This window comes from Streptomyces sp. R302 (genome assembly GCF_012927245.1).
GTDB lineage: Bacteria > Actinomycetota > Actinomycetes > Streptomycetales > Streptomycetaceae > Streptomyces.
Map to the genome: position 1 here is coordinate 80,374 of NZ_JABBGE010000001.1, position 13,975 is coordinate 94,348.

A 13,975-nucleotide genomic window follows, 5' to 3' on the forward strand; every position below is an offset into this window, starting at 1 on the left:
TCTCTCCCGTATGCCCCGGTCCCGTGTGCTCGCGGCGTGCGCCGTGCCCGTCGTCGCGCTGGTCGCCGTGGCGGGGCTGGCGCCGCTGCCGTTCGCCATCGCCCAGCCCGGGACCACCGCCGACGTCCTCGGCAAGGACCAGGGGCGGGAGATCATCACGATCACCGGCGCCCCGGTCCGGCCCACCACCGGTCAGCTGCGCATGACGACCATCCTCGCCACCGGCCCCGGCACGGACGTCGACCTCGGGGACGTCGCCGACGCCTGGTTCCGCGCCGACCGCGCGGTGCTGCCGCACGACTCCGTCTACCCGCCGGGGAAGTCCGACGCGGAGATCGAGAAGCGGAACCTCGGGCAGATGAAGGAGTCCCAGGACGCCGCCACCGCCGCCGCCCTGAACCACCTGGAGCTGGACCCGGCGAAGGTGAAGGTGGAACTGCACCTCGCCGACGTCGGCGGGCCCAGCGCAGGCCTGCTCTTCGCCCTCGGCATCGTCGACAAGCTCGACGGCGACGGGGACGGCGGCGAGCTCACCGGAGGCAAGGTCGTCGCCGGTACGGGCACGATCGCGCCCGACGGGAAGGTCGGGGCGGTCGGCGGCGTCTCCCTCAAGACCCAGGCCGCCTCCCGCGACGGCGCCACCGTCTTCCTGGTCCCCCGGGACGAGTGCTCCGACGCGGAGGCCGAACTGCCGGACGGGATGCGGCTCGTCCCCGTCGACACCCTCAGCGGCGCGGTGGACTCGCTGCGGGCGCTGGGGCAGAAGCAGGAGTCGCGGGTCCCGCGCTGCTAGGGCCTGTCCCCGCCCCCGGGGCGGTCCTACCGGCGTCGGCGGTCTCCCCGGCCCCGCCAGGCGGCTCGACCGGGGCGTCCAGCTCGCGCCAGACGGGGAAGAACAGCGGCGACAGGGTGGCCAGGACGAACGCCCCGCCGACCGTGAGCAGCGCCCCCGTGATGCCCACGCGCTCGACCAGGAAGCCGGCGGCCAGGCCGCCGAGCGGGGTGACGAGCAGCACGGCCGCCGTGCTGGCGCCGCCCACCCGGCTGCGCAGCTCCTCGGGCACCACCTCGTAGAAGGCGGTGGTGAGGATGGGGTTGAGCACCCCGGCGCCGAGCCCGCCGAACACCGCCGCCACCACCATCGGGGCGACGGTGTGGGTGAACGCGGCCGTGAGGATCGGCGCGGCCGATATCAGGAAGCCGACGGTGAAGACCGGCCGGCGCGGGAAGCGGTGGCCCACCGCGCCATGGAGCAGCGCGCCGATGAGGGCGCTGCCGCCGAAGACGGCGACCAGCAGGCCCTGCGCGGCGGAGCCGCCGAGCTCCTCGCGGGCGTGGATCGGCAGCAGCACCGCGCTCCAGCTCAGGGCGAGCCCGTTGGTGACCATCACCATGAGGTCGACGGCGAGCAGCAGCCGGGTGCGCAGCAGGAAGGAGTAGCCCTCGCGCAGGTCGGTGCGGTAGACGGCGAGGTTCAACGCCGGTGCGTTGCGCAGGGGTTCGGCGGCGGGGACGCCGCGCAGGCCCACCAGGGCGAGCAGCGCGGAGAGCAGGAACGTGCCGGCGTCCGCGTAGAGCACCGTGTCGGCGCCTATCACCGCCACCAGCAGGCCGCCGACGGCGGCGCCGGTCATCCGGGCGCCGCGCGAGACGGCGTCGTAGAGGCTGGCGGCGCGGGACAGCGGGGTGCCCGCGCGCCGGGCGAGCTCGGGGACGAGGACATGGCGCGAGGTCTCGCCGGGCGCGTGGAAGAGGCCGGTGACGGCCATCAACGCGCACAGCATCCAGAACCGCAGCAGACCGGCCTGGCTGAGCAGGGGGATCGCGGCGAGCGCGAGGGCGCAGATCAGGTCGGAGGCGACGGAGACCCGGCGGCGGCCTATCCGGTCGATGACCGGACCGCCCGCGATGGCGGAGACGACCACGGGCACGGCGGCGCAGAAGGCGACCAGACCAGCCTTGCCGGCGCTTCCGGTGGTCTCCAGGGTGAACCACGGGACGCCGATGAGGGTGAGCGAATTGCCGCTGATGGAGATGGCGTTGGCGGAGAGGACGGCGAACAAGGGGCGCCTGTCGCGCTGTTCGGCGCTCATGCGGCGAGGGTGACGGTGAGGTCGGTGGGCCCGGACCGCCGGACCCACCGGACGGCGAGCCGCCGTCCGCGTCGCTCCCGGAGCGGCTCGGGGCGGGGCGCCGCGGCGGCCTTCCGGTGCGCTTCGCCGGCGTTCGTCCGGTGCAGGAGGAGGTGAATGTCGGGGTGCATGGCTCGGGGTCCCTTCCGTGGGTGGTGCCGGTGGGTCGGGCGGCGGTGGCGGGGGTGGGGCGGTGCGGATGCCGGAACGGGGCGGCGTGGTGCGGGCCGGGCCGCCGCGCGGGGCCTGCGCCCCACACCCCGGCCCTCCTCGGAACCGGGGCTCCGCCCCGGGCCCCCTGTGGCCTTCGGCCGCGTCCTCGAACTCCCCCACGCCTGGGGGCGTGGGGGAGGAGCCCGAGCGGCGGCCCCGCCCCGGTCAGTCCTCGTGCTGCGGGAAGGCGTGCAGGTGGAGTCGTACGCGCGCGGCGTCCGGCGCGTCGGCCTCGGGCGAGTCCCGGTACTCGTCGATCAGTGCGTGCAGCCGCTCCCCGAGCTCGCGCGCGGCGGAGGGCGGCAGCCGCAGGGTGTAGTCGCTCATGTCGGACGCTCCGGCCCAGGCGGGCCATTCGTGCCGGGTGGCGATCCAGGTCGACAGCTCCTGGGTGTGGTTGGTGGCGACCTCGTGCAGCAGGAGGTCGGCGGCGCCCCGCACTTCGGGGTCGGAGTTCCCGACCAGGGACTCGTCCCAGCTGACGCCCTGCTGCGCGGCCTTCCACCACCGCTCCCGGCCCTTCCCGAGGCTCGGGTCGTCCTCGACGAAGCCGTGGGCGGCGAGCTGGCGGAGGTGGTAGCTGGTGGCGCCGCTGGACTCGCCGAGGCGTTCGGCGAGTCGGGAGGCGGTGGCGGGGCCGTGGTGGCGCAGGGTGCGGAGGAGCTGCATGCGGAGGGGGTGGGCGAGTCCGCGCAGGGAGCGCGGGTCGAGCGCCCGGGTGACGTGCTGCTGGGGGACCTTCTCGGGCTCGGGCATGCCCTGAGCGTAGGGATGCAAAGAAACTCTTGCAAGGGTTTCTTTGCATCCACTTCTTTGCGTCAACTCCCTTGCATCAACTCCCTTGCGTCGACACGCTCGCGTCGAGAAGTCCTTCGCGCGTACTACTCCGGCTCCCCGCCCGCCGCCTGCTCCACCAGCGGGATGATCCGCAACGGCACCGCGTTCTCCATCACGATCGCCGTCGACGCCCGCACGATCCCCTCGAAGGCGACCACCTTGTCGATCACCCGCTGGAGGTCCGCGTTCGACCGCGCCACCAGCCGGCACAGCATGTCCCCGTGTCCGGTCGTCGTGTGCAGTTCGAGGACCTCCGGCACGGTCGCCAGGTGCTCCCGTACGTCCGCGCCCTGGCCCTGCTTGATCTCCAGCGTCGCGAAGGCCGTCACCGGGTAGCCCAGCGCCGCCGGGTCCACCTGCGGGCCGAAGCCGCGGATCACCCCGCTCGCCTGGAGGCGGTCGAGGCGCGCCTGGACGGTGCCGCGGGCCACCCCGAGCCGCCTCGACGCCTCCAGGACGCCGATGCGCGGCTCGCGCGCCAGGAGCACGATCAGCCGGCCGTCCAAATGATCGATCGCCACGACACCCTCCGAGTGGTCACGATGTACAAGTCGCCCGCCCATACTCCCGGGTCGCTGTACAGATTGCCCAGCCCTCCAGCGAACTATTGCGCACCTTGCGAGGCGGCGGGACGCTGAGGCCATGACTGAGACCCTTGACCACACCCCTTCCACCGCGCGTGAGGCCGACCCCTTCCCGGTGAAGGGCATGGACGCGGTCGTCTTCGCCGTGGGCAACGCCAAGCAGGCCGCGCACTACTACTCCACCGCCTTCGGCATGAAGCTGGTCGCCTACTCCGGACCGGAGAACGGCAGCCGGGAGACCGCCAGTTACGTCCTCACCAACGGCAACGCCCGTTTCGTGTTCACCTCCGTCATCAAGGCGAGCACCGACTGGGGCCGCTTCCTCGACGCGCACGTCGCCGAGCACGGCGACGGCGTGATCGACCTGGCCATCGAGGTCCCCGACGCCCGCGCCGCGTACGCCCACGCCGTCGCGCAGGGCGCCACCGGCCTGGTGGAGCCGTACGAGCTCGAGGACGAGCACGGCACCGTCGTCCTCGCCGCCATCGCCACCTACGGCCAGACCCGCCACACCCTCGTCGAGCGCTCGGGCTACACCGGCCCGTACCTCCCCGGGTACACCGCCGCCGCCCCGATCGTCGAGCCGCCGGCCAAGCGCACCTTCCAGGCGATCGACCACTGCGTCGGCAACGTCGAGCTCGGCAGGATGAACGAGTGGGTGACGTTCTACAACGACGTCATGGGCTTCACCAACATGAAGGAGTTCGTGGGCGACGACATCGCCACCGAGTACTCCGCCCTCATGTCGAAGGTCGTCGCGGACGGCACCAAGAAGGTGAAGTTCCCGATCAACGAGCCGGCGATCGCGAAGAAGAAGTCGCAGATCGACGAGTACCTCGAGTTCTACAACGGCCCCGGCGTCCAGCACATCGCCCTCGCCACCAACGACATCGTCGCCACCGTGCGCGCGATGCGCGCCGCCGGCGTCCAGTTCCTGTCCGTCCCGGACACCTACTACGACACCCTCGGCGAGTGGGTCGGCGACACCCGCGTGCCGATCGACGAGCTGCGCGAGCTGAAGATCCTCGCCGACCGCGACGAGGACGGCTACCTGCTGCAGATCTTCACCAAGCCGGTCCAGGACCGCCCGACCGTCTTCTTCGAGATGATCGAGCGCCACGGCTCCATGGGCTTCGGCAAGGGCAACTTCAAGGCCCTCTTCGAGGCCATCGAGCGCGAGCAGGACAAGCGCGGCAACCTGTAGACCGGCCGGCGCGTCCGGGACGGGGCACGGGGCCCGTCCCGGACGCGCGGTCAACCCCTCGGACGCTACGCCGGTTTCCCGGGCTCCATCGGTTTCCCGGGCTCCACCGGCCGCGCGTCCTTCACCGGCCGCGCTTCCTTCACCCGCAGCGCTTCCTTCGCCGGCAGCGCGTCCTTCGGCACCGCCTCCGGGTCCGGCTCGCCCAGCTCCGCCAGCGCCGCCGCCGCGCGCGGCGCGTGCAGCGGCGAGAACGACGGGTGGATCCGCAGCGCCTCCTCCAGGTGCCGCCGCGCCTGGCCCGTCCGCCCGAGCGCCCGCTCGATCTCGCCCAGGTGGTACGTGAACGAGGCGCTCCGCAGCCCCTCGTCGGTGGCCGCGCGGGCGTACGGCAGCGCCTCCTCCGGCTCGCCCGCCCGGTGCAGCGCCCAGCCGAGCGCGTCCGCCACCGCCACCGAGCGGTGGCCCTTCGCCCAGACGCCCTTCAGCCGGGTCACCGCCGCCGCCGGATCGCCGTGGTCGGCGTCGAGCAGGCCCAGGACGACGCCGGGGTCCGCCCAACTCCCCTCCCGCAGCCGCCGGTACGCCGCCCGCGCGTCCCCGTCCAGGCCCAGCGACTCCGCCAGCTCCCCGGACTCCAGGACGTACTCGGGCAGCGGCTGACGGGCCAGCGCCGCCCGCCAGTCCCGCTGCGCCTCGTCGGCCCGGCCGAGTGCCGCGAGCGCCCGCGCCCGGCCCGCGAGCGCCGGCCCGTGGTCCCGTACGAACCGCAGCGCCGTCCCGTACCGCTCCAGGGCCTCGGCCGGCTCGCCCCGCTCCCACGAGAAGCGCCCGAGGCGTGCGTACGCCTCCGCCTTCTCCGCGTCCGTCGCCGCCAGCGCCGCCGCGTCCAGTGCCGTGGCGTCGGCGTCCTCCCGCCAGCCCCGGTCCCGGTAGCTCTGCGCGGCCCGGCCCCGCACCACCGCCCCGCCGTGCAGCTCCTCCAGCCGTTCCATCGCCTTGCGGGCCGCCGGGTAGTCGCCGAGGCCGCTGTACGCGTCGATGAGGAGCGGGTACGTGTTCCACCGCTTCGGCGCCGCCTTCCTGGCCCGCTCGCCCCACTCCTTGGCGCCCTTCCAGTCGCCCCGCGCGCCCGCGAGCGCCCCGAGCCCCAGCTGCGCGTCCACGTTCCCCCGCCCCGCCGGCAGCTCCGCCAGCGAGCGGTTCAGCGCCCGCTCGGCCCTCGGCAGGTCCCGTACGTCCCCGAGCCGGGCACCCCGCTCCGTGTAGGCCGCGCCGAGCACCGCCCACGACGCGGCGTCGTCCGGGTGCTCCGCCAGCCACTTCTCCCGGTCGCCGATCAGCGCCACGAGGTCCGGCAGCGCCGCCGGCGCCCCCGCGTGCGCGGCGCTCGCCGCCCGCTCGGCGGGCCCCGGCGGGCGCGGCGGCGCGTCCCCGCCGAGCAGCTCCGGCAGGTACAGCAGCGCCGTCGCCGCGAGCACCGCCGCCACCCCGGAGGCGAGCACCGCCCGCGACACGTTCTGGCTCTTCATCGCGCTCATGCGCCTCACTGTGCGCCCGCCCGCGCTCGTACGAAGAGCACACGAGCCGCCCGTCCCGGCGGGTTCACACCGTTGGCGGCGGGTGCCACGCTGGAACCATGGACGATCTCCAGACGCTCCTCGCGGACCTCCGCGCCGGGCTCCCCGCCGACGCCGTCCTCACCGACCCGGACGTGACGGCCTCCTACGCCCACGACATGGCGAGCTTCTGCGCGGCCGGCACCCCCGCCGTCGTCGTGCTGCCGCGCACCGTCGAACAGGTCCAGCACGTCATGCGGACGGCGACCGCGCACCGCGTCCCGGTCGTGCCGCAGGGCGCCCGCACCGGACTCTCCGGGGGCGCCAACGCCTCCGAGGGCTGCGTCGTGCTCTCCCTCGTCAAGATGGACCGGATCCTGGAGATCGACCCGGTCGACCGCGTCGCCGTGGTGGAGCCCGGCCTTGTCAACGCGGTCCTGTCCCGCGCCGTGCACGAACACGGCCTGTACTACCCGCCGGATCCCTCCAGTTGGGAGTCGTGCACCATCGGCGGCAACATCGGCACCGCCTCCGGAGGTCTGTGCTGCGTCAAGTACGGCGTCACCGCCGAGTACGTCCTCGGCCTGGAGGTCGTGCTCGCCGACGGGCGGCTCCTCACCACCGGGCGCCGCACCGCCAAGGGCGTCGCCGGATACGACCTCACCCGGCTCTTCGTCGGCTCCGAGGGCAGCCTCGGCGTCGTCGTGAAGGCCGTCCTCGCGCTCAAGCCGCGGCCGCCCGCCCAGCTCGCCCTCGCCGCCGAGTTCCCCTCCACGGACGCCGCCTGCGCCGCCGTCTGCGCGATCATGGAGCGCGGCCACACCCCCTCGCTCCTCGAACTCATGGACCGCACCACCGTCCAGGCCGTCAACCGGATGGCGCGGATGGGCCTCCCCGAGACCACCGAGGCGCTCCTCCTGTGCGCCTTCGACACCCCGGACCCGGCCGCCGACCTCGCCGCCGTCGGCGCGCTCTGCACCGCCGCCGGGGCCACCGAGGTCGTCCCCGCCGCCGACGCCGCCGAGTCCGAACTCCTCCTCCAGGCCCGCCGGCTCTCCCTCACCGCCCTGGAGACCCTCAAGCCGGCCACGATGATCGACGACGTCTGCGTGCCCCGCACCCGGCTCGCCGAGATGCTCGCCGGCACCACCGCCATCGCTGAGAAGTACGCCCTCACCATCGGCGTCTGCGCGCACGCGGGCGACGGCAACACCCACCCCGTCGTCTGCTTCGACCACACCGACGAGGACGAGTCCCGGCGCGCCCGCGAGTCCTTCGACGCGATCATGGCGCTCGGCCTCTCCCTCGGCGGCACCATCACCGGCGAACACGGCGTCGGCGTCCTGAAGAAGGAGTGGCTGGCGCGCGAGCTCGGACCGGTCGGCCTCGAACTCCAGCGGGAGATCAAGCGCGTCTTCGACCCGCTGGGCCTCCTCAACCCCGGAAAGCTCTTCTGAGCCCGCCGGTACGACGTCACAGCTCGCCGTCCTGCGCCTCGTCCGACCCCCAGGGGTCCCGCAGCCACAGGTCGTCGCCGACCACGGTGGTCGCGAGCAGCTCCGCGAGCCCGTCGTCGATGCCGAGCCGCTCCGACTCCGTGCCCGGCGGCACCGTGCGCAGGGTCCGCTCCAGCCAGGCGGACACCTGCGCCGACGGGGCCTCCAGGAGCGCGTCGCCGTCGGGGGAGGAGAGGGCCATCAGGATGACGCTGCGGCCGTCGACCTTCGTCGGCCAGATCCGCACGTCCCCGTGGCCGCAGGCCCGGAAGACGCCCTCGACGAGCAGCTCGCGGGCGAAGGTCCAGTTCACCGGGTGCTCGGAGCCGATGTGGAAGGTCATGTGGACGGCGTACGGGTCGTCGGTGCGGTAGGCGAGCCGGGCGGGCACCGGGACCGAGCGCTCGGGGGACAGGACCAGCTTCAGCTCCAGCTCGCGCTCGACGGTGGTGTGCTCGGTGTTGTTCCGCATGACTGCTGCCTCTCGCGTGGGGGCCCCGGACGGGCCTTCACCTGGAGAGAGCGCGGTCCCCGCGGTTCATTACGCGACTTCGGGAAGTTTTTTCGGGAAGTTTTTTTCCGACCTCCCACGGCACCCCGGTCCCGGGCCCGAACCTCACGGGGAGTGAGCGATTCCGTCCTCCTTCGCGTGAAGGCGGGCTTTCTCGCGGGCTCTTTCCTCCCTCGCGGAGGTTCTTCGTTACTGTGCCTCCTTAGTGTGGTGACGGAACGTTGTGACTGAACGGAGTCGGGGCAGTGGCTACTCCTCCCGGAGGCGGCGGCGAGGTACCGCAGGCGGGGTACTACCCGGACCCGTCGATCCCCGGATACATCCGGTACTGGAACGGCGGCTCCTGGGTGCCCGGCACGAGCCGGCCCGCCCCCAAGGACGGTGAGGGCGCGCCGGTGCCGCCCGCCTCGGCCATGCCGGCCGGGCCGGTCCTCGCGCCGAGCCCCGCGCCCGCGCCGGCCGTGCCCGACCGGGCCGCGGCGCCCGAGCCCGTCCCGGCGCCCGCCCCGACGCCCGTCCCCGAGCCCGCCCCGGCGGCCGCGGCCCCCGCGCGGGCCGCCGTCGACGAGACCGGGCCCGTCTTCTTCGACGAGGAGCCGGACGCCTGGGAGGCCCCCGCGGCCGCCGTGCCCGACCCGCGCTCCCCGGTCGAGTGGCCGACCGCCCCCGCGCAGGCCGAGGCGCCCGCCGCCGACCCCCGCGTCCCGAGCGCCCCCGCCCGCCTCGGCGGCATGCCCGTCACCCCGGCCCCGGCCCCGGCCCCCGAGCCCCCGGCGCCCGTCCACGAAGCCCCGGCCCCCGCGCCCGTACAGCCGCAGCCCCAGCCCACCCCCGTACAGGCCCCGGCGCAGGCACAGGCACAGGCGCAGGCACCGGCCCCGGCTCCCGCACCGGCTCCCGCGCCCGCGCCCGCCGCGCCCTCCTGGGCCCACCCCCACCCCCAGCCGGCGCAGTTGCAGCCGCAGCCGCAGCCGCAGGCACACCAGCCTCAGCAGCCCCAGCAGCCCGTGGTCCCGTGGAAGCCGCCGGTCGAGGACCCCTTCCTCGCCGCCGTCCGGGAGCAGTCCTCCGCGCCGCCGGCCGGGCTCGGGCGCCGGCTGTTCGCCCGGGTGATCGACACCCTGCTGCTCGGCGCGATGACGGCCGGCGCCGGCTTCCCCTTCGTCACCGCCGCCCTGGACCACATCCAGGCCAAGATCGACGCGGCCGAGCGCTCCGGCGTCACCGTGCAGGTGTGGCTGGTCGACGGCACCACGTCCGTCCAGTTCGGCATCGCGCTCGGCCTGTTCCTCGTCCTCGGCGTGCTGTACGAGGCGCTGCCCACCGCCAAGTGGGGCCGCACGCTCGGCAAGAAGCTGTGCGGCGTCCAGGTCAGGGACATCGAGGCGCACGAGCCGCCGTCCTTCGGGCGGTCCCTGCGCCGCTGGTTCCTGTACACCTTCCTGGGCCTGCTGGTGATCGGCGTCCTCAACGTGGTCTGGTGCGTCTTCGACCGTCCGTGGCGCCAGTGCTGGCACGACAAGGCGGCCGGCACCTTCCTCGCGAAGGCCTGACCCGGGGGCGGGCGGCGGTCCCCCGAACGGGGGCCCATCCGTTGCGGCCCCCCGGCCGCCGGGATGCGATGCCCCCATGAGCACCGACCAGCCGCCGCCCGGCCCGCCCCCCGACGACGACCCGTTCGCCAAGCGGCCCCAGGAGCCGCCCAGGGAGCCGCCCCAGGGCCCGCCGCCGGGGCCTCCGCCGCCCGGGAGCCCGTACGACTCGCCGTACCCGCCGCCACCCCCGTACGGCGGTTACGGCGGGGGTTACGGCGGCACCGACCCGCTCTCCGGGATGCCGCCGCTCGCCGAGACCGGGCGCCGGGTCCTGGCGCGGCTCGTCGACTGGGTGATCATCGCGGTGCCGCTCGCGATCATCGGCATCCCCTTCGACATCTACGACCGGGCGACGGTCGACGGCGACGACTTCCAGGCCACCTGGACCGGCGGCGGGCAGCTGGTCTTCCAGCTCCTGACGATCGTCGCGTACGTCACGTACGACACCGTGCTCACGGCGAAGAACGGGCAGACCCTCGGCAAGCGGCTGATGAAGCTGCGCGTCGCCATGCTCAACGACGGCTCCACGCCCCCGATGAGCCAGTCGCTGCTGCGGGCCGTCGTGCTCTGGCTGCCGGCGCTGATCTGCTGCGCCTGCCTGTGGCCGCTGCTCATCCTGATCCTCATCCTGGTCGACAAGCCCTACAAGCAGGGCCTGCACGACAAGGCGGCGAAGACGGTGGTCGTCACCGTGCCGCAGTAGCCGCCGTCCTCGTCACCGGCGGAACGGACGGACTCACCGACCGGTCCGGGTATCGGCTCCCGCGCCCAGCTGCGCGGCCGGTACCCGGACCGCGTCGTTCCCGGAGACCGGCGCCGTGCCGTCGGGGGTCTTGACGGGCCGCGCCGCCGAGGGCATCGTCACCGCCACGAGCACGCCGAGCACCAGTCCGGCGAGACAGGCCGCGGCGACGGCCGGCGGACCGGTGGCACCGGTCAGGAGCAGGAGCGCGGCGGTCGCGAGGACCACGACGGCCGAACCGTAGGCGTACTGCGCTGCGTTCGGACGCTGCATGACGGATACCGCCCCTCCGGACTCCCGGTCGACGACTCTACGACGCTCGATGCCCGCGGGGGGTGGCAGGTAAGCGTGACCTGACCCACGTCTCCGGAGCACGGGGGGCGCACGGGTGGCACGAACGGGGCCTCAAACCGTGAACTTCCGCTACTTTTTCCCTCCCTGACCGTCCGCATATCGGATTCCGACACCCGCATAGTGCACTTGGTGTGTGCAAGTCAAGATCTGTCTTTTCTGCGTTCTCTCCGGTCGAATGTCGTCACTTGTGACGCGCGACCCCGCCCGGACGGACACCCCACCTTCCTGGTCCGAGGGCGTGGGCGCCGGGGAGGAACGACACCAAGTGACCAACAGACGACGGGCGATTCGGGCGTCCGCGGTGGTCGTGGCGCTCGCGGCCACGGCCGCCACCGCCTCGACCTTCAGCACCGCGTGGGCGAACGAGGACGGCAGGATCGCGGCGGCGGACGTCCGCCACGACCCGGCTCCGGGCCACGACCACGGCCAGGACAAGACCACGGTCGACCACGACCTGGACGGCCCCTTCAGCAAGCAGCAGGCGCAGCAGCGCGAGGCCGCCCTGAAGGCCGTGCTCAGCGGAGACGCCAAGGTAGAGCGCCGCGGCGGCTCCAAGGTCGTGAAGCTGGGCGCGAAGAAGTACGTCGAGCTCGGCCGCGAGAAGACCGACAAGATCTTCACCATCCTGGTCGAGTTCGGCGACCAGGTGGACACCACCACCCTCGTCGACCGCAAGGACGACGACACGGACGAGCTGAAGCCGAAGTTCGGCGGCCAGCCCGGCCCGCTGCACAACCAGATAGCCGAGCCGGACCGGTCGAAGGACAACTCGACCGCGTGGCAGGCCGACTACGACCAGCAGCACTTCCAGGACCTGTACTTCGGCACCGGCAAGGACAAGAAGACCGGCCAGCCGAAGCAGTCCCTGAAGACCTACTACGAGCGCACCTCGTCCGGCCGCTACTCGGTCGACGGCGCGGTCTCGGACTGGGTCAAGGTCCCGTACAACGAGGCCCGCTACGGCTCCAACTACTGCGGCCAGAGCAACTGCGCCAACGTGTGGGACACCGTCCGCGACGGCGTCACCGCCTGGGTCGCCGACCAGAAGGCCAAGGGCAAGACCGACGCCGAGATCAAGTCCGAGCTGGCCGCCTACGACCAGTGGGACCGCTACGACTTCGACGGTGACGGCAACTTCAACGAGGCCGACGGCTACATCGACCACTTCCAGATCGTCCACGCGGGCGAGGACGAGTCGGCCGGCGGCGGCGCCCAGGGCGGCGACGCCCTGTGGGCCCACCGCTGGTACGCCTACGGCACCAGCGCGGGCAAGGCCGGCCCGGAGGGCAACAAGGCCGGCGGCACCCCGATCGGCGACACCGGCATCTGGGTCGGCGACTACACGATGCAGCCCGAGAACGGCGGCCTCGGCGTCTTCGCCCACGAGTACGGTCACGACCTCGGTCTGCCGGACCACTACGACACGGCCGGCGGCGAGAACTCGACCGGCTTCTGGACGCTGATGTCCTCCGGCTCCTGGCTGGGCACGGGCAAGGACTCCATCGGCGACCTGCCCGGCGACATGAACGCCTGGGACAAGCTCCAGCTCGGCTGGCTCAACTACACCAAGGTGAGCGACGAGCAGCGCGCCGAGAAGTCCACCCACAAGCTGGGTGTGGCCGCGTACAACACCAAGAACCCGCAGGCGCTCCTCGTCGAGCTGCCGAAGAAGGCCGTCACCACCGACATCGTGGAGCCCGCCGAGGGCGCCACGCAGTGGTGGAGCGGCATGGGCGACGACCTCAAGAACACCCTGACCCGCCCGGTCGACCTCACCGGCAAGTCGTCCGCCACCCTGAACCTCAAGGGCTGGTACGACATCGAGGCCGAGTACGACTACCTCTACACCGAGGTGTCGACGGACGGCGGCGCCAACTGGACCGCCCTGGACGGCACGGCCGACGGCAAGCCGATCGACCGCGACGCGGCCGGCACCCCGGCGCTCTCCAGCGTCTCCGGCGCCTACAAGTCGCTCGCGTACGACCTCTCGGCGTACGCGGGCAAGAAGTTCGACCTCCGCTTCCGCTACCAGACGGACGGCGGCCTCGCGCTCAAGGGCTTCGCGGCCGACGCCATCACGCTGACCGCCGACGGTGCCACCGTCTTCTCGGACGACGCCGAGAACGGTGACAACGGCTGGACGGCCAAGGGCTTCACGCGGATGGGCAAGGGCTTCACCAAGGAGTACGAGCAGTACTACATCGCCGAGAACCGCCAGTACGTCTCGTACGACGCCACCCTCAAGGTCGGCCCGTACAACTTCGGCTTCACCGGCGACAAGGCGAGCTGGGTCGAGCACTACCCGTACCAGAACGGTCTGCTCATCTGGAAGTGGGACCTGTCCCAGAAGGACAACAACACCTCCCAGCACCCGGGCCAGGGTCTGATCCTCCCGATCGACGCCCACCCGACCCCGCTGAAGTTCCGCGACGGCACCCTGATGCGCAACCGCGTCCAGTCGTACGACTCCCCCTTCGGAACGTACCGGACGGACGCTTTCCCGCTGCACCTCAAGGGTGAGCGCACCTGGGTCGGCTCGCAGCCGGGCAACCGGGTCTTCGACGACCGCAAGGGCACCTACTGGTTCCAGGAGACCGAGCGCGCCGGCGTGAAGGTCACTGACACCAACACCAAGATCGAGGTCGTCAAGGAGCCGAGGAACGGCCAGACGATCACGGTCCGCGTGGGCCCGTCGACCAAGTGATCGACTAGCTTCACGGTATAACCGCAGGTCAAAGCATGATCGGCCGT

At 72.8% G+C, this 13,975-nt stretch carries 13 protein-coding genes; 6 read left to right on the forward strand and 7 right to left on the reverse strand.

Annotated elements, in window-relative coordinates:
* Positions 1 to 10 precede the first annotated feature (10 nt).
* Positions 11 to 793 (forward strand): S16 family serine protease, encoded by a 783-nt coding sequence (locus HHL19_RS00320; RefSeq protein WP_169086148.1) that lies wholly within the window; start codon positions 11 to 13, stop codon positions 791 to 793.
* Here the strand turns inward: HHL19_RS00320 and HHL19_RS00325 are convergent.
* From HHL19_RS00325 to HHL19_RS00340, 4 genes are all read right to left on the reverse strand, one after another.
* Positions 726 to 2,093: an MFS transporter gene (locus HHL19_RS00325; RefSeq protein WP_169084341.1), complete on the reverse strand. Its 1,368-nt coding sequence runs from the start codon at positions 2,091 to 2,093 to the stop codon at positions 726 to 728. The two genes, HHL19_RS00320 and HHL19_RS00325, sit on opposite strands and share 68 nt — an antisense overlap.
* A complete protein-coding gene (locus HHL19_RS00330; RefSeq protein WP_169084343.1) occupies positions 2,090 to 2,263 on the reverse strand; it encodes a hypothetical protein in 174 nt (57 codons plus the stop codon). The genes HHL19_RS00325 and HHL19_RS00330 overlap by 4 nt, the downstream gene beginning before the upstream one ends.
* A gap of 247 nt (positions 2,264 to 2,510) precedes the next feature.
* Complete coding sequence (locus HHL19_RS00335) at positions 2,511 to 3,101, reverse strand: helix-turn-helix domain-containing protein (RefSeq protein WP_169084345.1); 591 nt, start codon at positions 3,099 to 3,101, stop codon at positions 2,511 to 2,513.
* Between the two features lie 125 nt (positions 3,102 to 3,226).
* The gene (locus HHL19_RS00340) at positions 3,227 to 3,703 is read right to left on the reverse strand and encodes an Lrp/AsnC family transcriptional regulator (protein ID WP_043228120.1); all 477 of its coding nucleotides are present in this window, start codon (positions 3,701 to 3,703) and stop codon (positions 3,227 to 3,229) included.
* A gap of 121 nt (positions 3,704 to 3,824) precedes the next feature.
* Between HHL19_RS00340 and hppD the strand changes: the two genes are divergently transcribed.
* Positions 3,825 to 4,970: a 4-hydroxyphenylpyruvate dioxygenase gene (hppD, locus tag HHL19_RS00345; RefSeq protein WP_169084347.1), complete on the forward strand. Its 1,146-nt coding sequence runs from the start codon at positions 3,825 to 3,827 to the stop codon at positions 4,968 to 4,970.
* A 65-nt stretch (positions 4,971 to 5,035) separates the two neighbouring features.
* Here the strand turns inward: hppD and HHL19_RS00350 are convergent, their stop codons facing one another.
* Entirely contained in the window at positions 5,036 to 6,508 is a 1,473-nt protein-coding gene (locus HHL19_RS00350; protein ID WP_169084349.1) for a tetratricopeptide repeat protein, read from the reverse strand.
* 98 nt (positions 6,509 to 6,606) lie between these two features.
* On the opposite strand from HHL19_RS00350, the gene HHL19_RS00355 reads away from it, so the two are divergent.
* Positions 6,607 to 7,983 (forward strand): FAD-linked oxidase C-terminal domain-containing protein, encoded by a 1,377-nt coding sequence (locus tag HHL19_RS00355; RefSeq protein ID WP_169084351.1) that lies wholly within the window; start codon positions 6,607 to 6,609, stop codon positions 7,981 to 7,983.
* 16 nt (positions 7,984 to 7,999) lie between these two features.
* Here the strand turns inward: HHL19_RS00355 and HHL19_RS00360 are convergent, their stop codons facing one another.
* Complete coding sequence (locus HHL19_RS00360; protein ID WP_169084353.1) at positions 8,000 to 8,494, reverse strand: SsgA family sporulation/cell division regulator; 495 nt, start codon at positions 8,492 to 8,494, stop codon at positions 8,000 to 8,002.
* Positions 8,495 to 8,778: 284 nt separating this feature from the next.
* Here HHL19_RS00360 and HHL19_RS00365 point away from each other — a divergent pair, with 284 nt between their 5' ends.
* Entirely contained in the window at positions 8,779 to 10,086 is a 1,308-nt protein-coding gene (locus HHL19_RS00365) for an RDD family protein (RefSeq protein WP_169084355.1), read from the forward strand.
* Between the two features lie 76 nt (positions 10,087 to 10,162).
* Complete coding sequence (locus tag HHL19_RS00370; RefSeq protein WP_169084357.1) at positions 10,163 to 10,831, forward strand: RDD family protein; 669 nt, start codon at positions 10,163 to 10,165, stop codon at positions 10,829 to 10,831.
* Positions 10,832 to 10,864: 33 nt separating this feature from the next.
* Here the strand turns inward: HHL19_RS00370 and HHL19_RS00375 are convergent, their stop codons facing one another.
* Positions 10,865 to 11,143, reverse strand: a complete 279-nt coding sequence (locus tag HHL19_RS00375) for a hypothetical protein (protein WP_169084359.1) — start codon at positions 11,141 to 11,143, stop codon at positions 10,865 to 10,867.
* A 346-nt stretch (positions 11,144 to 11,489) separates the two neighbouring features.
* Here HHL19_RS00375 and HHL19_RS00380 point away from each other — a divergent pair, with 346 nt between their 5' ends.
* Positions 11,490 to 13,928 (forward strand): immune inhibitor A domain-containing protein, encoded by a 2,439-nt coding sequence (locus HHL19_RS00380; RefSeq protein WP_169084361.1) that lies wholly within the window; start codon positions 11,490 to 11,492, stop codon positions 13,926 to 13,928.
* Positions 13,929 to 13,975: the final 47 nt, after the last annotated feature.